Genomic DNA, 20468 nt, shown 5'->3' with positions numbered 1-20468 from the left:
CATGGGGACGAAATCGGGCAATTCAAGCGTTGCCAGGGCGGCGGCCTTGGCAGGGCCGGGGCCGCCGGAAAAAACAAAGGCGGCGCCTTTGGGCGCCGCCTTTGCGGTAAGGACTGAGCGGCGTGTTAGTCGCCGAACATCTTTTGCCGCATTTCACGGCGTTCCTGGGCTTCCAGGGACAGCGTGGCGGTCGGGCGCGCCAGCAGGCGCGGGATGCCGATGGGCTCGCCGGTTTCTTCACACCAGCCGTATTCGCCGCTGTCGATGCGGGCGATGGACTGCTGCACTTTCTTCAGCAGCTTGCGCTCGCGGTCGCGCGTGCGCAGTTCCAGCGCATGCTCTTCCTCGATCGTGGCACGGTCGGCGGGATCAGGGACGAACTGCGTTTCCCTGAGGTTTTCCGTCGTGGCGCCGGCATTGTTCAGGATGTCCTGTTCTATCTGGCGGAGCCGGTTGCGGAAGAAAGCCAGCTGTACGTCGTTCATGTAGTCCGACTCGGGCATGGCCAGCAGCTCTTGTTCCGTGGGCAGGTCGATGACTTCGGCGTTGCCAGCAACCGGGTTCGTTTCTTGGTTTGCAGCCTTGGTAGCCATGAAAAACACTCCGTCTTGATGATGTTACGGCGTCGTGTCGGGGCATATCACTCTGAATGCGCAACCTGCATACTGCCGGTGGACGTTTCCAGGCGTGGCCCGCCCCTTATTTCGCCAGGCACTGCTCCAGCCCTTGGGTAAAAATTTCCTTGGGCAACTTACGACCGATAAACACCAGTTTGGTGGATTTCTTTTCCTGCGCACCCCAGGGTTTGCCGGGCTCTGCGCCCATTAGCATGTGAACGCCCTGGAACAGCATACGGCGGTTCACGCCCTTGAGGTACAGAATTCCTTTGTAGCGCAGCAGGTCAGGACCATAGACCTCCAGCACGCCGCCCAGGAATTCCTCCAGCAGGCCCGGGTCGAAGGGCTTGTCGGAACGGAAGATGAAGGCGCCGATCTCGTCGTCGTGGGCGGGATGGGCATGATCGTGATGACAATGGGGGCCGCACTCATGGCCGTCGTCATCATGGTCGTGGTGATGGTGCTCATGGCCGTGATCGTGGTGATCGTGGCCGTGGTGCTCATGGCCATGGTCGTGGTCATGCGCGGCATCCGGGTGGGTATCCGCCAGGAAAGCCGGGTCCAGTTCCAGGATGGAGTCGATATTGAAGCCGCTGATATCCAGGATCTGCTTCAGGTCGGTGTCGCCGAAGTTGACCGGCTCGATAGGCGCGCGCGGGTTGATGCGCACCAGGCGGTGGCGCAGCGCTTCGTAGTCGGCCTGATTCACCAGGTCTTTTTTGGACACCAGAATGCGGTCGGCAAAGCCGATCTGCTTTTGGGCTTCCGGCTGGCGATCCAGGGTTTCCATGCCGTGCTTGGCATCGACGATGGTCACGACGGCATCCAGGCGGTAGTAGCCGGCGACTTCGTCGTCCATGAAGAAGGTCTGGCACACCGGGCCGGGGTTGGCCAGGCCGGTGGTTTCGATGATGACGCGCTCGAACTGGATGGCGCCGCTGTCGCGGCGCTGTTTCAGGTCGAGGAGGGCGCGCAGCAGGTCGCCGCGCACAGTGCAGCAGACGCAGCCGTTATTCAGTTCGACGATCTGTTCTTCGCCATCCTGAACCAACAGGTCATTATCAATGCTTTCCGGCCCGAATTCGTTTTCGATGACAGCAATGCGGCGGCCGTGATGTTCCGTCAGGATGCGCTTTAGCAGCGTGGTCTTGCCTGCGCCAAGAAAGCCTGTCAGGACAGTGACGGGTACCATTTGTTCGAGTCTGAGCGGTTGATTCATGCTTGGCCGGTTCTTGCCTGGAGAGACGGGTTGATCCACCGAAACAACAGGCTGGAACGTCCTCGGTAACGTATAGGGAACGCTGGATTACATCACAGCACGGCGAGTTGGGCAAACTTTTAGCATACCGCCGCGGTGTATGGCTGTAACCGCCGGTTATATCGCCCGGAAACAAGCCGGGAAATACGGAAACGGGACGAGGGAAATACGGCCAGGGAAATGGCGTGAGCCGCGCTGGCGCTGGCTGGCAGGCCGGGTGTTGATCGCTGTGCCCGGCGCTCGAAGGGAGGGTGTCAATGCGGGACAACAAGTGTCAATGTCCCGCCGGCCAGGTGATTCAGTGCGTGTGGGAATGGCCGTGGCCGCAATCCGCCTGTTTGCCGGCGAGCTGGCAGGCCGGGCAGAGCGCGCGGATTTCTATTTCATGGGCGCTCAGAGCATAGCCGGTATGCGCGACGCGCTGGGCCAGCGCGCGCGTCATGTCGGGGTCGCTGAGTTCGGCCACATTGCCGCAGGCGGTGCAGACGACGAGTATGTCATGCGGCGTGCCGCCAGCATCCTGGCAGGCGGCCCAGGCGTTGACGGCATCCAGGCGGTGTATCAGCCCTTCCTCCATCAGGAAGTCCAGCGCGCGGTAAACCGTAGGCGGTGCCGCGCCAGGGTGGCTGGCGCGCATGGCATCCAGCAGTTCATAGGCTTTCAAGCTGCGGTCATGGCGCAGCAAAAGCTCCAGGACTTTACGGCGGATAGGCGTCAGGCGGCGTCCCCGGCTGAGACACAGGGATTCGGCGACGGCCAGCCTTTCGGCTACCGGGTCCGCCTGGGGCGGGCGAGGTGCTTGGGACATTCTGGGCCTGCTCACGCTAATCGGCGCCACGCCAGGGCACGGCACCGGAAATGAAGGAAGTGCCGCGCCGGGAAACCCGTTGCGGCAGAAGTCATAGCGCTATTCTAACCACACTCGGGGATGGCACGCGCAGCTTGGCTGTCAGAGATGAAATGTTATGATATAACTCTACCAATGATATATCGTGACAATCCCATGCCTGCCGCGACTGCTTCCCGTGCCGCCAGTGAACCGGCTTCTGCCGACATAAACCTTGCCCATGCCTGCCGCCATGCGCCTGCGCGCCGCGAAGCGCAAGGGCTGGCGCCGCGTGCCTGGCTGGATGCTTCCGCAAGCGCACGTCTGTTGCTGGTATTGGGGGTGGCGGTGGCTGGTGCCTTGATGGTGGCCTGGGCGACCTTGTCATGAGCCGTTTGTCCGTGGCGCAGCCCTTGCCGGCTGCGGTCAGCCTGCGTGGCCTGTGTGTGGGCTGGCGTGAGCGCATCGTGCTGCACGATCTCAATGGCGACGTGCGCCATGGCAGCCTGACAGCGATTGTCGGCGCCAATGGCAGCGGCAAATCCACGCTGCTGCGTACCATGATGGAGCAGTTGCCGCCGTCTGGCGGCACCGTGTCGTGGGCGGATTGGGCGCGCCAGGCGCGGGCCTGGCTGCCCCAGGCTTGCGCGATCGACCGTTCCATGCCGGTGCGTGTCATTGATCTGGTGGCCCTGGGGGCATGGCGCCGCGTCGGGCCCTGGGGACGATTGTCGCGCGCCGAATGGGAGCGTGCCCATGCGGCGCTGGAAGCCGCAGGCCTGGGTTTTTGCGCCAACCGGCCGCTGCGGCAGCTATCCGGCGGGCAAATGCAGCGCGTGCTGTTTGCCCGGCTCATCATGCAGGACGCTCAGGTATTGCTGCTTGATGAGCCTTTTGCCGCCGTGGATGGCGAAACGATTGAGGATTTGATGCAATTGCTGCATGGCTGGCATGCGGAAGGCCGGACCATTATTGCCGTGCTGCATGATCTGGAACTGGTGCGCCAGCATTTCCCCGACACGCTGTTGCTGGGCGCTGGTGGCATGCTGGCCTGGGGCCCTTCGCGTGAAGTCTTGAGTGCGGCCAATTTGCAGCGCGCGCGCCAATCCGGCCAGGGAGAATGGCTGTGACCGTGTATGACTTTCTGCTGGCCCCGTTTGTGGATTTCGGGTTCATGCGCCGTGCCTTGACCGGAACGGTATTGCTGGCGCTGGCGGCGGCGCCGCTGGGAGTGTTCCTGATCCTGCGCCGGATGAGCCTGATGGGCGACGCCATGTCGCACGCCTTGTTGCCGGGGGTGGCAGTGGGCTTCCTGGTGGCGGGACTGTCGTGGCCGGCCATGTTGGCAGGCGGGCTGGTGACGGGGCTGCTGGTGGCGCTGCTGTCGGGCATCGTGTCGCGGCTGACGCCGCTGCGCGAGGACGCCAGCATGGCTGCCTTTTATCTTATTTCTCTGAGTCTGGGCGTGTTGCTGGTGTCACTGAAGGGCACCAGCGTCGATTTGATGCATGTGTTGTTCGGCACGGTGCTGGGCCTGGATAACTCGGCCCTGTATCTGGTCAGCGGCAGTACCGCCATGACCTTGCTGGCGCTGGCGCTGTTCTATCGCATCTGGATTGCCGAGTGCCTGGATAGTGAATTCGTCCGTACCGAGTATGGCAAGGGCGGCCTGGCGCACATGGTGTTCCTGGGTCTGGTGGTTCTGAATCTGGTATCCGGCTTCCAGGTGCTGGGGACGCTGATGGCCGTGGGGCTGATGATGCTGCCGGCTGCCGCGGCCCGGTTCTGGGCGGAATTCATTGATGGCCAGATCGTGCTGGCCGCCCTGCTCGGGGTGGCCGCGGGGCTGATCGGGCTGTTGTGGTCTTTCCATTGGGATATCCCGTCTTCGCCGGCAATTATTTTGTCCGCGGGGGTTATCTACCTGTTTTCCCTGCTGTGCGGCCCCCGTGACGGCTTGCTGCGCGGCCTTTTCCGAACTGAGACCCAAGGAGATAAGTGATGAGTGCAGGGATACAGCAGGCAGGTGGACGGGCGCGGCGCGTGCTGGCGCGCGCCGGGCTAGCACTGGCGGCCATGGCCGCCAGCAGCTGGGGCGTGGCGCAGGCCGAGCCCTTGAAGGTCGTGGCGAGTTTTTCCATTCTGGCCGATATGGTCAAGGAAGTGGGCGGCGAACAGGTGCAGGCCGTGGCGCTGATCGGCCCCAATCAGGATGCCCACAGTTTCGAGCCGCGTCCTGGTGACGCGCGCAAATTGGGCGACGCCCAGGTTCTGGTCGTCAATGGGCTGGAGTTTGAAACCTGGCTGCCCGGCCTGGTCAAGGCCTCCGGGTTCAAGGGCAGTACAGCCGTGGCCAGCGCCGGGGTGAAGGCGCTGCGCAATGCGGAGGACGGGCACGGCCACGAGGATGATCATGGCCACGGGCATGATGACGATGAGCACGGCCATGACAGCCATGCTGAGGAGGATCATGCGCATGACAATGACAGTCACGGCCATGCGGAAGATGCGCACGGCCATCATCATCATGGCGAGTTCGATCCGCATGCCTGGCAGGATGTTAGGAACGGCATTCTGTACGCGCGCAATATCGAGCGCGCGCTGATTGCCGCCGACCCGGAAAACGCTGAGGGCTACCGCCAGCGCGCTAATGATTATGTCGCCCGCCTGCAGGCGCTGGATGGCCGTTTGCGCGACGTGTTCGGCGCATTGCCGCAGGAGCACCGCAAGGTGGTGGTGGCACATGCGGCGCTGGATTATTTCGGCCAGGCCTATGGGCTGGTCTTCCTGCCGGTGGCGGGGCAATCCACAGCGGCCGAGCCGTCGGCAGCGGAGATGGCGCGTCTCATCAAACAGATCCGCGACGAGCATATCAATGCCGTCTTTATTGAAAATGTGTCACGCTCCAGGTTGGCCGATCAGGTTGCCCGTGAAACCGGCGCGCAGGTTGGCGGCCTACTCTTTACTGACGCGCTGGCGGAACCCGGGCAGCGCGGTTCGACCTACCTGGATATGATGGAATGGAACGCGCAGCAGCTTCTCGACGCTTTGAAACCCCGGCCTTAGGCCGCCGGCCCGTCCTGGGCGGCAGGCCAGGCATCAGGTCTATGGCCAGCCAGGCTGCGCGCATGCCCGGCAGCCGTTTGGCCGGCGCGCTGGCGGTGGCCGCAGCTCTGCTGTGCCCGCCAGCGGCGCAGGCGCACCCGCATATGTGGATAGACGCCAGCGCGGATTTTGAATTCGATGACGCCGGGCGCCTGGCGGCGGTGCGCCAGACCTGGCTCTTCGATGAAATGTTCACGGCCTATGCGCTGCTGGGCCTGCCCAAAGAAGCCGATGGCAGTTATATCCAGGCGACGCTGGCGCCCTTGGCGCAAGAGTGGATGGAGGCGCTGGCGGTGCCGCAAACCCATTTCTTCTCCGGTGTGCGGCGTGGCGGCGGGGATGCGCCGCGCCTGCCGTTCGGGCAATGGCGTGATGCCCGCATGGCCTGGCATGGCGATTCCGGCCGGATTTCCATGACCTTCGACCTGCCGCTGAAACAGCCTGCGGCGGTCAGCGGCCAGCCGCTGCGCCTGGATGTGTTTGATCCAACCTACTACGTGGCCTACGATTTCAGCGCGCCTGGCGCGGTCACCCTGAAAAATGCGCCGGCAGGCTGCGCCAAGTCCTATCATCCGCCACGCGAGCTGGATTGGCAGACCGCGGCCAAACTGGCCGATTTGCCAGCGGATATCGAAACGCTGCCGGAAGAATTGTTTCTGATTACCCGCAGCCTGTCGCACCGCATCGAACTGCGTTGCCCGTAAAAGGTATTGCTTGTCATGCGTATGCGTTCCTGCCTTCTTTCAACTTGGCGGCGTGAAGCGCCGCCAGGCCATTTTTACAACTTGCCGCGTGCGGTGTGGCTGATGGCCCTGTTGCTGCTGGCGTGCGTCTGGGCAGGAGCGGCCGGGGCGCAGGGCATGCAGCATCCGTTTGGCGTGCCGGAAGCCAATGCAGGCGCCAGCGCCTACAGCCAGGGCTGGATGGCGCAGATCTCAGCCTGGCAGAGCGGTTTTTACCGGCAGCTGACTGGCGCGGTGCGTACCTGGCGTGACGGCGGCGGCGCCTGGCTGTTGGTCTGGCTATCGTTCGCTTATGGGGTGTTTCATGCCTTGGGGCCAGGCCATGGCAAGGCCGTCATTACCGCCTATGTGCTGGCCAACCGGCAGACTGTCCGCAACGGCGCCATTCTGGCGCTGGTATCGGCCATGGTGCAGGCGCTGGTGGCGGTGGTGCTGGTAGGCCTGGCGGTGAGCGTGCTGCAGTGGGGCGGCGCGACCCTGACGCAGGCGACCTGGTGGCTTGAATTGGCATCTTTCGCATGCGTGGCGCTGCTGGGCGCCTGGCTGGTCTGGAAGCATGCCGTGCGGCCGCTGTGGCATTGGTGGCGGCCAGGCGCCGCCACGGCGCCCGGGCATGCGCATGCCCATGGGCAGGAGACTCGCCACGATCATCATCATGACCATAGCCATAGCCATAGCCATAGCCACGCGCATGATGCGCATTGCGGGTGCGGCCATGTTCATATTCCGCCTGCTGCCAGCGTGGCGGGCGAGCTGAACTGGCGGCAGGCCTGGTCGGCGCTGCTGGCGGTGGGGCTGAGGCCGTGTTCGGGCGCGATTATCGTGCTGGTGTTCGCCTATTCGCAGGGCATGTTCATGGCAGGGGTCTGGTCGGCGCTGGCCATGGGGGTGGGAACGGGCCTGACAGTGGCTTCCCTGGCCGTGCTGGCCCTGGCCGCTGGCAAATTGGCGGCCCGGATGGCGGGCGGCGAGGGGCGCTGGGGCGCCATTCTGTATGCCTGGATTCAGGCGCTTGCCGCTTGCGTGGTACTGGCGCTGGGCGTCTTGCTGTTCGGGGGCGCCTGGGTGAGCGCGGCCCCCCTGGGGGGCTAGCCGCCCCAAGGCAGCTGCCGCCCCTGAATGGCGTTCAGCCCAGGGCCGGGCTGCGGCGCCGGGTATAGCCGCTGGCCTGTTCATAAGCGTGGCCCAATTGCAGCACGGCCAGATCGGCGTGCGCAGGCCCCATGACCTGCAGCCCCATGGGCAGGCCGTCGGGGCCGAAGCCCGCCGGGACATTGAGGACGGGCAAACCGCCCAGCGAACCGCCGATCACGACTTCCATCCAGCGGTGATAGGTATCCATTTCGCGTCCGCCAACGGTCTTGGGCCAGTGCTGCCGGGCGTCGAAGGGGAACATCTGCGCCGAGGGCAGCACCAGATAATCATATTGCTGGAACAAGGTTTCCAGCGCCTTGTACCAGGCCGTGCGGTTGGCGGCCGCCGCCTGGATATCCATGGCGCTCAGCTTGAGCCCGTTTTCGATTTCCCAGATGGCTTCGGGCTTGAATAGCGCCTGTTTCGCCGGGTCGCGGTAGAGGCCGCCCAGGCCGCCGGCGATGGTGCTGCTGCGCAGCGCCAGCCAGGTTTGCCAGAGTGTGTTCATGTCGAATGCGGGTTGCGCGGCCTCGACCTCGCAGCCCAGCGTGCGGAAATTCTCCAGCGCCGCCACGCAGGTGTCCATGACGCCGGGATCCATGGGCAGGTAGCCGTTGAAGTCCCCCAACCAGCCTATGCGCATGCCTTTGACGTTGCGTTGTAGCGGTTGCGCGAATTGCGCCGGATCTTCCGCGATGGACAAGGGGGCGCGGCGGTCGAAACCCGCCTGGATGGAAAGCAGCATGGCCAGGTCGGCGACGTTGCGGCCCATGGGGCCTTCATAGCCCAGCTGTTGCATGAAGACATCGCTGGTCGGGCCGAAGGGCACGCGCCCGAAGGATGGGCGAAAGCCGAAAATATTGTTCCAGGCCGCCGGGTTGCGCAGCGAACCCATCATATCGCTGCCATCTGCCACGGGCAGCATGTCCAGCGCCAGCGCGACCGCCGCGCCGCCGCTGGAGCCGCCGGCACTGCGGGCCGGGTCGAAGGCGTTCACGGTGGTGCCGAATACCGGATTGTAGGTATGCGAACCCAGACCGAATTCCGGGGTATTGGTTTTGCCGATCAGAATGGCGCCCGCCTGGCGCGCCCGTTCGACAATGATGGCGTCATGCTTGGGCACATAGTCTTTGAAGAGCGGCGAGCCGCTGGTCGTCACGATGCCGGCAGTGGCGGCCAGGTCCTTGGGGGCTTGCGGGAAACCGTGCATCCAGCCCAGGCGGGCACCGGTGCGGCGGGCCGCGACAGCCTGGCGGTCCGCTTCGTTGGCGGCGGCCAGCAGTTGTTCACGCGGCTGCAGTGAGACGATGGCGTTGTAAACGGGGTTCAGGCGGTCGATCTGGTCTAGGTAGGCACCCATGACTTCCGCGCAGGACACCTGGCCGCCGTGAATGGCCCGGGACAGCTCGGTAGCGCTCCAGCCCGTGATGCCGCCTGCGGGCCGTGCCGGCGCAGGGCTGGCAAGCACGGGGGCGCCGGCGGTGCTGGCGAGCGCGGCGGCGCCCAGTGTTTTGAGGAAGTGGCGGCGCCCGTCCTGGGCGTCGGCCTGGTGATTCGTAGTGGCTTGGCTCATGAAGTCTCTCCTGTTGCCGGGGGCGGCATATCGTTGTTGTTTTGTTTGAATGAGGCGTGGGACAAATAGGGCGGCAGATCAGGTGTCCAGCGATGCATTGGCCAGTTTGGCGTAGCGTTGCGGGCGGTAGCGGCGCAGCCACAGCGCCACCAGGATGCCGTAGGCCGCGACCAGGATCAGGCCGATGGGAATGGCGGTATTGAGAAATTCGATGCCGCCAGTCAACAGTTCCATGTGGGTGGCGATCAGGAAAACGCCGGTGCTCATGGCGCTCAGGCTGAGCAAGGGCGCGATCAGGCGCTGCCAAATATTGGTATGGCGTTTGTCCCGCTGGAAAAAGCAGATCACCGCCAGCGAAGTCAGCACCTGCACGCTGAGGATACCCAGGGCGGCGGGGGCGCTGCCCAGCGGCAGAACGCCGGTCATGGGGTCGATGGCAGCCAGGCCGAAGGCCGTCAGCAGGATGATATTCACGACGGCAAGTACAAAGCTGGCGACGTGCGGGGTTTTGTGGCGCGGGTGCAGCCGGGAGAAAAAGGGCAGGAAGACCTGCTCCCGGCCCAGCGCGTACAGATAGCGCGACAGCGTGTTCTGCAGGCTGAGGACGATGGAAAACAGGCTGGTGATCAGCAGCGCGTTCATCAGCAGCGACAACCAATGCCCGGCCACGCGCGCGGCGGTGTCGAACCACATGGTGCCGGGGTTCTGCTCGGCGACGGCCACGGCCTGGCTGGGCCCGTAGCTGACAATCAGCAGCCAGGAGGACAACACCAGCAATGCCGTGATCAGGACGACGGAAATATAGGTGGCGCGCGGAATGGTGCGGGTCGGGTCGCGGGCCTCTTCGGCGTAGATGGCGGTGGTTTCAATGCCGATGAAAGAACTGGCGACGAAGGCGAAGACGGCGCCCACCCCCGGCGACAGAAAGGCATCCACGGTGAACGAGGCGGTGCTGAAGGATTCAGGCCCGCCGCCGTCGCCGATGACCGCCAGATCGAAGACGATGAGGGTGATGACTTCAATGCTCATCAAAATTCCCAGTGTCTTGCCGTTGAGCGCGACATTGCGCGAACTGAGCGGCTGGACGATGCAGGCAATGACAATGCTGGCCACCCACCAGGCCACATGGATGCCGGTTTCTTCCAAGGCCAGCGAGAGGAAGAAGCCGATCATGCCGTAGCAGGACATTTGCAGGCCGCCGTAGGCCACGATCGCCAGGAAAGCAGCGGCTGTGCCCATGGGGCGGCCCAGCCCGGTGGAGATATAGGCGTAGAACGCGCCGGTATTGTGGATATAGCGGCTCATGGCCACGAAGCCGACGCAGAACAGCAGATAGACGATACCGGCCACCAGATAGGAGCTGGGCAGGCCGATGCCGTTGCCGAGCAGGATGGCGGTGGGCGCCACGCCGACCAGCCCGGTCAGCGGGCCGTTGGTCGCCAGCACGAAAAATACCAGGCTCCACAGGCCGATGGCATTGCGGTTCAGGCCGGTGGCCTGTCCGGTTTCATGGGTTTGCATATTGCTTTGTCTCCTGGCCCTGCTGATGGCATCGGGGCTGCCCGCTCAGGGTTCCGGCCTTGCGGCGCGGAAGCGGTGCGTATTGTTTTTCTGCCGGGTTTTTCTGCCGGCCGCCACGGGCGTGCCGGTTGCGCGGCAGGAAGGGCCCGGCCGTCAGGCTGGCATCCTCCCGCCGGCGTATGGGTTTAGTTGAACGACAGATAGTGCTTGGTGTAGCCGTCGCTCAGCACTTCCCAGAGGGTGGACGTGCCCTTGGTGACGAACCAGGTATCGCCTGCGCGGTACAGCTTGCTTTGGCCGGTCGATTCATCCGTGATGCGGACTTCGCCTTGCAGCAGGGTGGCTTGTTCGTTGAAGGGATAGACCAGGCGGTATTTGCCCTGGCTGGTGCCGAAGTAGCCAGCGCTGATGGCGTCCGTCGGGGCGCCGTGGGTCATCTTGCCGTAGGCCTGGACGTCACTGCCGTCCAGGATTTCGCCGCCGATGCCGGTCAGGCTGCCCCAGGCGTCCAGTTGCTTGATGGTGATGTCTTGTTGAATGGGGGTCAGTGCCATGGTGGTGTTTCCTTATGGATTGAATGGCTGAAAAGGGTGGGGGAAGATCAGCGGCGCCCTTGCCAGAAACCGGCGGTCTGGTGCGCGATCTTGCCCAGGGTGCACAGCAGGGCGCGGGAGCGGTCCTTGCCGTGGATGGAGGGGCGGCTGATGGCGCTGACCAGCTGGTAGCGCTCGGAGCCGCCGAGAATGCCTTCGGCCAGAATCTTGCAGATGATCTGGCTGGGCGTGACGCCAAAGCCGGAATAGCCCTGGACGAAAAAGACGTTGTCGTGGCCGGGCAAATTGCCGATCTGCGGGAACAGATTGCGCGAAGTCGCCATGGGGCCGCCCCAGGCCAGGTCGATGCGCACATCTTTCAGGTAGGGGAAGACTTCCAGCATGAGCTGGCGGTTCCAGGCTTTCAGGTCGTTGGGGATGTAGTCGAAATAGGACGTCGCAGCGCCGAACAGCACGCGGTTCTCGGCGGTGACGCGGTAGTAATTGATGATGGGGCGGATGTCGCTGTAGGCGCCTCGGATCGGGCTGATGCGTTCAATCAGCGCGTCGGACAGCGGTTCGGTCATCAGCTGGAAGGCGTAGGTATTGATGGTGCTGCGGTGCAGCTCCGGTTCCAGGCGGTTGATGAAACCGTCGCAGGCCCAGACCAGCCGTTTGGCGCGCACGCGGCCTTTGGCGGTGCGCAGTTCGACATGGTCGCCATAGGTGACTTCGACCACCGGGCTGTGTTCGAAAATGCGCACGCCGTAAATCTCGGTGACGGCCTTGGCTTCGCCCAGCAACAGATTGAGTGAATGCACATGGCCGCCGCCGCGGTGCAGCAGGCCGGCCTGATAGACATCCGTGCCGATGATTTGCTGCACATCCTTGCCTTCGACATAACGGATTTCATTGGGCGAACCCAGCGATTTGAATTCCTTTTCCCAGGCGCGCAGCGTCTTGGCCTGGCGGCCGTTGTAGGCCATGTAGCCGTAGCCGCTGTGGAAGTCCGCGTCGATGTTGTACTTGGCAATGCGGTCGCGCATGATCTGCGGGCCGATGTCGCTCAGCGCAAAAATGGCCTGCACGCCTTCGTCGCCGACATCCTTGCGCAGCTTGCCCAGGTCGTGGCCGATACCGGCCATGACCTGGCCGCCATTGCGGCCTGAGCCGCCAAAGCCCAGATAGCGGGCTTCCAGCACCACAATGTTTTCCACGCCGTTTTCAGACAGTTCCAGCGCGGTATGGATGCCGGAAAAGCCGCCGCCGATGATGGCGACATCCGCCTCGATGACTTCCTCCAGCGAGGGGAAGCTCAAATCATATTTTTTTGTGGCGGTATAGTAGGTTGCGGTTTCGTCGATATGCATGGCCTGTCCTTGCGCGATTGCTTGTCGGGAAAACCGGCACGCGTGGCGTAAAAGACACAGGCTGCCGGTTTTCAGTCCGGGAACCTGCTGATGCTGCGTGAAATAGGCAGACCTGAAGCAGGATTCCGGAAAATTCGTTAACTTGTTTATTAACTCGCAAATCCACCCAGTTGATCTGGTACGTGCTTGCCAACATTTGCCTGTCCGCGCCGCTGCGCACTCAGGTAAACCCTAATCGTTGCTTTCCGGGCTATGGCACAGAATTTGCCGGTTATCCATTTGTGGATTCACCGTGTCCTCATGCGTCTGGCGATATCGGTGGGCCGCATGCATGAAAGCAAAGGTGCCGTGCTATGGAAATGATCCCTGTTGCCCATGATCTGAAACGCTGGAACGAGCTGCTGCGGCAGGCGTGCGGCCAGTTTGAGGCCAGCCTGGCGGCAGACCAGGGCATTTTCATAGGCAGCATCCAGCAGCAGGATATCGACGGCCTGGGCCTGACGCGCATCCGTACCAATGCAGGCCGGATTGTCTGCCGCCAGATGGCGGCTGCCCAGGATTCCGTGGATGACAGCCATTGTTTCCTGGTGGTGCAGCGCCAGGGCAGTTCCTTGTTGCGCCAGAAGGGCCTGACCATGGAGTTGCTGCCTGGCGATATGGTGCTCATGGACGCGGTGCAGGGGTGTGAAATCGTGCCCAAAGGCCTGATGGAGCATGCATCGGTTCATCTGGACCGGGGCAAAGTGGCGCGCCTGCTGCCGGAAAAGCTCAATCAGCTGTGCCGCATCGGCCGCTTCAGTTCCAGCAGCCGCCTGGCGCGCATCCTGGTCGAACAGATTTGCGCGGGCGATATTGGCGATTGCGCCGTGGCTGGCGATGGCGCGGCCATGCAGGAAGCCTTGCTGTCTTTGCTGGCGCAATCATTGCGGCAGGGGGCCGGGCGCCCGGCCGGAGATTGGGCCGATTCCCTGCCAGCGGGCGAGAGCGCGCTGCCTGGCGCGCAACGGGGGCGCACCGGCGCCAGCCTGCTGGCCATGGCGCGCAGTCTGATTGAACAGTCGCTGGCCGACCCTTTGCTGTCGCCCGTGCGGATTGCCGACCGGATGGGTGTGTCGGTGCGGCAGCTTTACCGCCTGTTTGAAGAAACCGGCGATAGCGTATGCCGCTATATCCAGCGCGCCCGTTTGCAGCAGGCGGCGGCTGAACTGCGCAGCCTACTGACGGATAGTCGTTCCATTACGGATATTGCTTTTGCCTGCGGCTTCAATGATGCCGCGCATTTCAGCCGCGCCTTCCGCAAGCAGTTCGGCATGTCGCCGCGTGAATACCGCTTGAGCGGTCAGTAGGCAAACAACCGTCAGACAACAACTCGGCAACAACAAGACAAAATGGCCGGTGGCGGGCGCAGACCGCCAGCTTGACTCCTTCTGGCTGGCACTGAGTCAGTCTTCCCGGCGGCGCGCGCGCGGGTGGGTCTGATCGTAAACTTTGGCCAGGTGCTGGAAGTCCAGGCGGGTATAGATTTGCGTGGTGGAAATATTGGCGTGGCCCAGCATTTCCTGCACCGCGCGCAGGTCTTGCGCGGATTGCAGCACATGGCTGGCAAAACTGTGGCGCAGCATGTGCGGGTGCAGATGCGTGGGCAGACCGGCGGTGATGGCCAGCTGTGCCAGTTGTTTCTGGATCATGCGTGGCGCAATCCGGCGTCCGCGCGCGCCGAGAAACAAAGCATGGCGGTCCGCGGCCAGCGCTTGTGCCGGCGCCAGCGCCGGCCGCGCCGCCAGCCAGGCTTGCAGGGCCAGGCGGGCATGCGAACCGACGGGCACGATGCGGCGCTTGCCGCCTTTGCCCAGCAGGTGTGCCTCGTTTTCGTCCAGATCTATCCAGGCCTGGGAGCGATAGCCGTCTTCGTCGGCATAACGCAGATCCAGCGCGACCAGTTCCGATAGACGCAGGCCGCTGGAATAAAATAGTTCGGCCATGGCATGGTCGCGTGTGGCCGCGGTATCGTGGCCGGCCCGGGCGGCGGCATGGTTCATCAGGCCCTGCGCCTGCTCCACCGATAAGGCCTTGGGCAGCCCGCGTGGCGCTTTTGGGGCGCGCAGGTCGGCCGCCGGGTTGCCGGGCATGCCGGCTTGTGGCGCCCACCAGCGGTAAAAACCGCGCCAGGCTGCCAGCATGCGCGCCAGCGCGCGCGGCTGCATGCCTTGGCCGTGCATGCGCGCCAGGTATTGGCGCAGATGGCCGTGGGTCACTTGCTCAGGCGACAGGCCATCCAGGCAGCCCGCCAGCCGCACCAGGTCGATACGATAGGCCGCCAGTGTGGGCGGCGCGTAGCGGCGCTGATGTTCCAGGTGATGCAGCCACTGCTGCATGGGGGCGGGCAGGGGCGGGGCTGGGCGGGCGCCAGAGGCCGCGGCTTCAGTCATGCGGCAGCGGGCCGGTAGCGGGGTCTGGCCGAGCCAGGGCGGCGTCCAGGCGGCTCAGCGTGGCGCCGGCCAGTTGCGCAATACGCTCCAGAAAAAGCGTATCCATGTTGGGCACATAGCGATCGCGGCTGTTGTCGGCGAGGATCAGCAGGCCGGTCGTGAGGGCCGCTTCTTCAGTGCTGCCGTCGTCATGCTGGTGCAGCGCATGCAGCGGGACGACGGCCAGGGAACCGGCAGGCGGCGCTGCCTCGCCTGACAGCGCGGCTAGCAAGGGTGCCAACGCCTGATTGGCCGTGCTGGTCGCGCAACAGGTCGGGCGGGATTGGGCCGCAGTGTATTGGCGCAAGGCTTGCAGCAGATTGTCGTCCAGCATGGGTTCGCTGCTGCAGTTCACGCCGCCCGGCCCGGCAATGACATGCAGCTGAGGCTGCCAGGCCAGCAGCGTGACGCTTTGCAGATTGAATTCCCGCGCCAGCCCCTGCACAAAGCGCGGCCCCAGTTGCCTGGCATCGGGTTCAGCCAGCAGGCTCGCCAGCCAGGCGTGCAGCTGGGCGCTGATGTGTTCATTGCGGGCGGCTTGGTGGCGCAGTTCGTTAAGGGCAAGCTCCTGGGCCTGCAAGCGTTCACGCAGGACCAGGTTCTGGCGTTCACCCAGCGGTATCACATGCGGCAAACGGGGATGGGGCACCGTGATAGTGCTGAACAGATCGGCGCGTTCGGTCAGGAAATCCGGGTGACACGCCAGGAAATGGGCGATGTCGGCGGCGTTGAGGGAGTCGGAAGACATGGCGTCTGGCATTCCTGCAAAATGAACCGGATTCAGAAATGGATGGGCCGTTGCTGGCTGACCAGCCGGTCGATGTCGATTTCCCCATGATAGACCGTCACCGCAGGCCCGGTCATACGCAGTTGCTGGCCGTCCCAGGCAATGGTGAGCGTGCCGCCGCGTGTCTGGACGCGTACTGGCGAGATCAGTTCACCCTGCCGGATACCTGTCACGGCAGCGGCGCACGCGCCCGAACCGCAGGCCAGGGTTTCGCCCGCGCCGCGTTCATAGACACGCAGCCTGGCGTCATGGGGGCCGAGGATTTGCAGGAAACCGACATTCACCCGGCGCGCGAAGCGCGGGTGGCTTTCCAGCAGCGGCCCGAGCTGCGCGACCGGCGCGGTTTCGGCGTCATCCACACGCAAGACGGCATGGGGATTGGAAATGCTGACGACCGAGAGCCAGGTCTGGCGCCAGGCATCCGTCAGTCCGGGGGCGCCGGACAGGGCCAGCTGCCATTGCGTATCCGCGCCGACCTGGCGTGTTTTCAGCCCGCTGGCGTCAAAGGGCAGGCTGCCGGGCAGAAAGGAGGTGGCGCCCATATTGACCGTCACTTCGCCGTCGCTGCCCTCTTCGAGCAGAATGACACCGGTGCCGATTTCTGCCCGGATGGGATTGCGGGTGGACAGGCCGTGTTCGTGCACATAGCGGACAAAACAGCGGGCACCGTTGCCGCAGTGCTCCACTTCGCCGCCATCGGCATTGAAGATGCGGTAGCGGAAGTCGGCATCGGCGCGGCTGGCGGCTTCGACCACCAGCACCTGGTCGGCGCCTATGCCCATATGGCGGTTGGCCAGGGCGCGGATGCGCGAGGGCGTGATGTCCAGGGCAGCGCGGACGCCATCAAGGACGACGAAGTCGTTGCCGGCGCCATGCATTTTGCTGAATTTCCAGAGCTTGCTCATGAACCTTTCTTCTCTCCGGTGAGGCCCGGGCAGGAATGCCTGCCCGCACGTTCTGCTCCCATTGTGGCATTTTCCCGTTGCATGACAGCGTCAGGCCTGGCGCGCGCTTCAATAACGGCCCGTCATGCCGGGCGGCGTGGTTTTGAAACGACGATGCACCCAGTAGTATTGGCTGGGGCAGTCGCGCACCCAGCCCTCGATGAGCTGGTTGAGCCGCGTCGTGGCGGCTTCCGGGCCTTCGGTGCCAGGAAAGTCATCCAGCGGGGGCAGCACATGCACGGTATAGGTGCCGTCTTCCGGATGCCAAACAGACAGAATGGGCAGCACGGGCAGTGACCATTTGCCGGCAATCTGAGCCGTGGAGGTCAGGGTTGCCGCAGGGTGGCCGAAGAAGGGCGCGAAGACGGAACCCCGGCTGCCGAAATCCATATCGGGCAGGTAGTAGATCGGCCGTCCGTCACGGACATGTTTGAGCAAGGTGCGGATGCCGTCGCGGCGGCTGACCAGCTGGACATCATTGAAGCGGGTGCGCCCTTCCCGTATCAGGGCGTCGATTTCCGGGTCACTCTGCGTGGAATACATAGTGGCCGAACTGGGCACATCCATGGTCATGCGCGAAGCGGCAGCGTCCAGGCCGATGAAGTGCGGGGCCAGCAGCAAAGTAGGCTGGCCGATATCCAGGTAATGCTGCAAGTGTTCAAAGCCTACGACCCGCACCATGGCGCGGACGGCTTCTGGCGTACCGAACCACAGGACGCCGCGGTCCAGCACGGATTGCGCCAGCGCGCGGAAGTGCTGGCGCAGCAGCGTTTCCCGTTCGCTGGCGGACAGTTCGGGAAAGCAGAGTTCGATATTGCGCCGAGCCACGCGGGCGCGCGGTTTGACCAGTTTGTAGGACAGCCAGCCCAGTGTTTTGCCCAGGCGCAGGCGGGTGCTCGGGCGCATCTGGCCGAACCAGGAAAACAGACGGCGCAGGAGGCGGGTTTTCAGCGAGGGACGATCCATGATGTGCGGGGCAAGGGCCGCCAAGCCTGCGCGGGCAGGACGGGGCGGCGGGTGGGGCGGTACAGGCTAAGGCGCCGACGGCTAGGGGCGGCAGGCTCAGGCGCTGGCATCGGCGGCGGAGGCTTCCGGGGGCGGCGCGCCCCGCGGCACTTTATAGCGGTTGTAGCCCCACAGGTATTGCTCCGGAAAGCGCCGGATGAGCTTTTCCATTTCTTGATTGATCAGCGCTGCCTGAGCTTCTGCCGATTCCGGCAAGGGCTCGGGCACGCGAGCATGGTGAATGCGCCAGCCCTTGCCGCCAGGCAGACGCTCGGCGGCCGTCAGGATCACGATGGCATTGCTGTTGCGGGCAAGCTTGCCCGGCAGGGTCACGGTATAGGCCAGGCGGCCGAAGAAGGGTGCCCAGACGCCTTCTCCTTGGCTGGGGGCTTGGTCGGGCAGCATGCCCACGGTTTCCTTATCGCGCAGGGTGCGGACAAATGCGCGCACGCCCTGGCTGGTGGCTGGCACCGTGGACACGCCGGAGGTATTGCGCGCCGCTTCCATGGCCGGGGCCAGCCAGGGCTTGCGCGGGGGGCGGAACATCACGGTGATAGGCCGTTTGCGGGCGAAGTAGCGCGCCGTGATCTCGAAGGACCCCAGGTGGGGAGTCAGCATCATCAAGGCGCGCCCTTCCTGGTGGGCGTCATCGACAATGGATGCATCGTCGCACACGACCTGCTTCAGGCTGGTGTCATTGCGAAACCAGATACGCGGGGTTTCGAGGATCATGGCGCCGATCTGGGCGGCGGCACGGCGGGCGAAAGCCGGGTCGTCATAGCCGGCCTGGGCGGTATTGGCGCGCAGCCGTTCCCGGTATTTGCCGGGGAAGGCATAAATCAGGCGGCCAGCGGCGCGGCCTAGCATATGCAAGGCCGGCAAGGGCAGGCGGGCAAGCAGTCGGAGCAGGAGCAGCAGCATAGTTCGGGACGGAAACAGGACGAAAGTGCGCGTCGGCAACAGGGTTTATTTGAGATTATCGTTGCATTTTCGCTTAGAATGACAAATGCCGCCGTGTTAACCGACAACTTGCGGGGCGGCGCCGGTTTATCCGGCTGTGGTCTTACCGCTAAAGCGTCGCGCCCGATTCCGTCCTGTCATGCCGGCTCCTGGGGGTGCAACGCCTCGTTTCATCTGAGAGCCGGCCCATGCGGGTCTATAAAGGACATAATCGTGGTGCAGAACTCCTTCCTTTTCACCTCCGAGTCCGTATCCGAAGGGCATCCTGACAAGGTTGCCGACCAGATCTCCGATGCGGTGCTGGATGCTATTTTCGAGCAGGATCCCAATGCCCGGGTCGCAGCCGAGACGCTGTGCAATACGGGTCTGGTACTGCTGGCCGGCGAGATTTCCACCACGGCCAATGTCGATTACATCCAGGTAGCGCGCGATACGATACGCCGCATCGGCTATGACAATACCGATTACGGCATCGACTACAAGGGTTGTGCGGTTCTGGTTGCCTACGACAAGCAATCGCCTGATATCGCGCAGGGCGTGGACCGCTCCAGTGAAGATTATCTGAACCAGGGCGCTGGTGATCAAGGCCTGATGTTCGGCTATGCATGCGACGAAACCCCGGATCTGATGCCGGCGCCTATCTGGTATGCGCACCGCCTGGTTCAGCGCCAGAGTGAGTTGCGCAAGGACGGCCGCCTGCCGTGGCTGCGCCCGGATGCCAAGTCTCAGGTGACCTTCCGCTATGTGGACGGCAAACCGGCGGAAGTCGATACCGTGGTGCTGTCCACCCAGCACGCGCCCGAAATTTCGCAAGATGCCATCAAGGAAGCCGTGATCGAAGAGATCATCCGCCCGTGCTTCGCGGATGGCTTGCTCACTTCCAAGACTCGTTTCCTGGTGAATCCCACCGGCCGCTTTGTCATTGGCGGGCCGCAAGGGGATTGCGGCCTGACGGGACGCAAGATCATTGTCGATACCTATGGCGGCGCATGCCCGCACGGCGGTGGCGCGTTCTCTGGCAAGGATCCTTCCAAGGTGGACCGTTCGGCTGCCTACGCTGCCCGCTATGTCGCCAAGAACGTCGTGGCATCCGGCCTGGCGCGCCAGTGCCAGGTACAGCTGAGCTACGCCATTGGGGTGGCCGAACCTATCAATATCACGATCTACACCGAAGGCACGGGCGTGATCCCCGACGAGGAAATCGCGAAACTGGTGCGCGAGCATTTCGACCTGCGTCCGCGCGGGATCGTCAATATGCTGGACCTGCTGCGCCCCATCTATTCCAAGACGGCGGCCTATGGCCACTTCGGCCGCCCCGAGCCGGAGTTCACCTGGGAAGCGACGGACCGCGCAGCGCTGCTGCGCCGGGGCTGAAGCCTTGCCGCGTGAATGAAAACGGGGGATTGCCCAGCGCAATCCCCCGTTTTTTGTTGCCTGGCTGCAATGTATTGTGGTTGTCATGCGGATCTGGCCCAATGAGGGCATTTTCAACTGCCGCGTGCCGACATGAAAATTCTGCTGGTGACCGATGCTTGGCATCCTCAGGTCAATGGCGTGGTGCGTACCTGGACTGTCATGTGCGCCTTATTGACGGCATGGGGGCACGAGGTTCGTGTCATCGAAC

At 63.7% G+C, this 20468-nt stretch carries 20 protein-coding genes and 1 pseudogene; 9 read left to right on the top strand and 12 right to left on the bottom strand.

Annotation, left to right across the window (positions count from 1 at the left end; genetic code table 11):
- Nucleotides 1-125: 125 nt before the first annotated feature.
- The 3 genes from dksA to ACTJGZ_RS05060 form a co-directional block, all read right to left on the bottom strand.
- The gene (gene dksA / locus ACTJGZ_RS05070) at nt 126-503 is read right to left on the bottom strand and encodes an RNA polymerase-binding protein DksA (RefSeq protein ID WP_193755146.1); all 378 of its coding nucleotides are present in this window, start codon (nt 501-503) and stop codon (nt 126-128) included.
- A 196-nt stretch (nt 504-699) separates the two neighbouring features.
- Nucleotides 700-1836 carry a CobW family GTP-binding protein gene (locus tag ACTJGZ_RS05065; RefSeq protein WP_441661859.1) on the bottom strand — a complete coding sequence of 379 codons (1137 nt, stop codon included), beginning with the start codon at nt 1834-1836 and terminating at the stop codon, nt 700-702.
- A 337-nt stretch (nt 1837-2173) separates the two neighbouring features.
- Entirely contained in the window at nt 2174-2683 is a 510-nt protein-coding gene (locus ACTJGZ_RS05060; RefSeq protein ID WP_441661858.1) for a Fur family transcriptional regulator, read from the bottom strand.
- Nucleotides 2684-2878: 195 nt separating this feature from the next.
- On the opposite strand from ACTJGZ_RS05060, the gene ACTJGZ_RS05055 reads away from it, so the two are divergent.
- The 6 genes from ACTJGZ_RS05055 (at nt 2879) to ACTJGZ_RS05030 (ending at nt 7641) form a co-directional block, all read left to right on the top strand.
- Complete coding sequence (locus ACTJGZ_RS05055; protein WP_441661857.1) at nt 2879-3091, top strand: hypothetical protein; 213 nt, start codon at nt 2879-2881, stop codon at nt 3089-3091.
- Nucleotides 3088-3831 (top strand): metal ABC transporter ATP-binding protein, encoded by a 744-nt coding sequence (locus ACTJGZ_RS05050; RefSeq protein ID WP_441661856.1) that lies wholly within the window; start codon nt 3088-3090, stop codon nt 3829-3831. The genes ACTJGZ_RS05055 and ACTJGZ_RS05050 overlap by 4 nt, the downstream gene beginning before the upstream one ends.
- Nucleotides 3822-4703, top strand: coding sequence for a metal ABC transporter permease (locus ACTJGZ_RS05045; protein ID WP_441661855.1), 882 nt, complete (start codon nt 3822-3824; stop codon nt 4701-4703). Before ACTJGZ_RS05050 ends, ACTJGZ_RS05045 begins: the two co-directional genes overlap by 10 nt.
- Nucleotides 4703-5767 carry a metal ABC transporter solute-binding protein, Zn/Mn family gene (locus tag ACTJGZ_RS05040; RefSeq protein ID WP_441661854.1) on the top strand — a complete coding sequence of 355 codons (1065 nt, stop codon included), beginning with the start codon at nt 4703-4705 and terminating at the stop codon, nt 5765-5767. Before ACTJGZ_RS05045 ends, ACTJGZ_RS05040 begins: the two co-directional genes overlap by 1 nt.
- 41 nt (nt 5768-5808) lie before the next feature.
- Nucleotides 5809-6510 carry a DUF1007 family protein gene (locus tag ACTJGZ_RS05035; protein WP_441661853.1) on the top strand — a complete coding sequence of 234 codons (702 nt, stop codon included), beginning with the start codon at nt 5809-5811 and terminating at the stop codon, nt 6508-6510.
- 102 nt (nt 6511-6612) lie between these two features.
- Nucleotides 6613-7641 (top strand): nickel/cobalt transporter, encoded by a 1029-nt coding sequence (locus tag ACTJGZ_RS05030; RefSeq protein ID WP_441661852.1) that lies wholly within the window; start codon nt 6613-6615, stop codon nt 7639-7641.
- A gap of 34 nt (nt 7642-7675) precedes the next feature.
- Here the strand turns inward: ACTJGZ_RS05030 and ACTJGZ_RS05025 are convergent, their stop codons facing one another.
- From ACTJGZ_RS05025 to ACTJGZ_RS05010, 4 genes are all read right to left on the bottom strand, one after another.
- Nucleotides 7676-9256: an amidase gene (locus tag ACTJGZ_RS05025; RefSeq protein ID WP_441661851.1), complete on the bottom strand. Its 1581-nt coding sequence runs from the start codon at nt 9254-9256 to the stop codon at nt 7676-7678.
- 78 nt (nt 9257-9334) lie between these two features.
- Entirely contained in the window at nt 9335-10777 is a 1443-nt protein-coding gene (locus tag ACTJGZ_RS05020) for an APC family permease (RefSeq protein WP_441661850.1), read from the bottom strand.
- 185 nt (nt 10778-10962) lie between these two features.
- Entirely contained in the window at nt 10963-11331 is a 369-nt protein-coding gene (locus tag ACTJGZ_RS05015) for a cupin domain-containing protein (RefSeq protein ID WP_441661849.1), read from the bottom strand.
- A gap of 47 nt (nt 11332-11378) precedes the next feature.
- Entirely contained in the window at nt 11379-12680 is a 1302-nt protein-coding gene (locus tag ACTJGZ_RS05010; RefSeq protein ID WP_441661848.1) for an NAD(P)/FAD-dependent oxidoreductase, read from the bottom strand.
- 353 nt (nt 12681-13033) lie between these two features.
- On the opposite strand from ACTJGZ_RS05010, the gene feaR reads away from it, so the two are divergent.
- Entirely contained in the window at nt 13034-14026 is a 993-nt protein-coding gene (feaR, locus tag ACTJGZ_RS05005; protein WP_441661847.1) for a transcriptional regulator FeaR, read from the top strand.
- Between the two features lie 96 nt (nt 14027-14122).
- On the opposite strand, the gene xerC is transcribed toward feaR, so the two are convergent.
- The 5 genes from xerC to ACTJGZ_RS04980 form a co-directional block, all read right to left on the bottom strand.
- Nucleotides 14123-15109, bottom strand: a complete 987-nt coding sequence (gene xerC, locus ACTJGZ_RS05000) for a tyrosine recombinase XerC (protein WP_441661846.1) — start codon at nt 15107-15109, stop codon at nt 14123-14125.
- A complete protein-coding gene (locus ACTJGZ_RS04995; RefSeq protein WP_441661845.1) occupies nt 15102-15896 on the bottom strand; it encodes a DUF484 family protein in 795 nt (264 codons plus the stop codon). The genes xerC and ACTJGZ_RS04995 overlap by 8 nt, the downstream gene beginning before the upstream one ends.
- A gap of 32 nt (nt 15897-15928) precedes the next feature.
- Nucleotides 15929-16840 carry a diaminopimelate epimerase gene (gene dapF, locus ACTJGZ_RS04990; protein WP_441661844.1) on the bottom strand — a complete coding sequence of 304 codons (912 nt, stop codon included), beginning with the start codon at nt 16838-16840 and terminating at the stop codon, nt 15929-15931.
- 108 nt (nt 16841-16948) lie between these two features.
- Nucleotides 16949-17845 carry a lysophospholipid acyltransferase family protein gene (locus tag ACTJGZ_RS04985; RefSeq protein ID WP_441661843.1) on the bottom strand — a complete coding sequence of 299 codons (897 nt, stop codon included), beginning with the start codon at nt 17843-17845 and terminating at the stop codon, nt 16949-16951.
- 96 nt (nt 17846-17941) lie between these two features.
- Nucleotides 17942-18805 carry a lysophospholipid acyltransferase family protein gene (locus tag ACTJGZ_RS04980; protein ID WP_441661842.1) on the bottom strand — a complete coding sequence of 288 codons (864 nt, stop codon included), beginning with the start codon at nt 18803-18805 and terminating at the stop codon, nt 17942-17944.
- Between the two features lie 252 nt (nt 18806-19057).
- Here ACTJGZ_RS04980 and metK point away from each other — a divergent pair, with 252 nt between their 5' ends.
- Both metK and ACTJGZ_RS04970 read left to right on the top strand, forming a co-directional pair.
- Nucleotides 19058-20218, top strand: a complete 1161-nt coding sequence (metK, locus tag ACTJGZ_RS04975) for a methionine adenosyltransferase (protein WP_441661841.1) — start codon at nt 19058-19060, stop codon at nt 20216-20218.
- A 132-nt stretch (nt 20219-20350) separates the two neighbouring features.
- Nucleotides 20351-20468: pseudogene (locus ACTJGZ_RS04970) on the top strand (glycosyltransferase family 4 protein); the annotation flags it as partial.

Source organism: Kerstersia sp. (genome assembly GCF_052103615.1).
In the GTDB taxonomy this organism is placed as follows: Bacteria; Pseudomonadota; Gammaproteobacteria; order Burkholderiales; family Burkholderiaceae_B; genus Kerstersia.
Note: the sequence above shows the minus strand (reverse complement) of the source record. Positions and strands in the feature narration are given on the sequence as shown.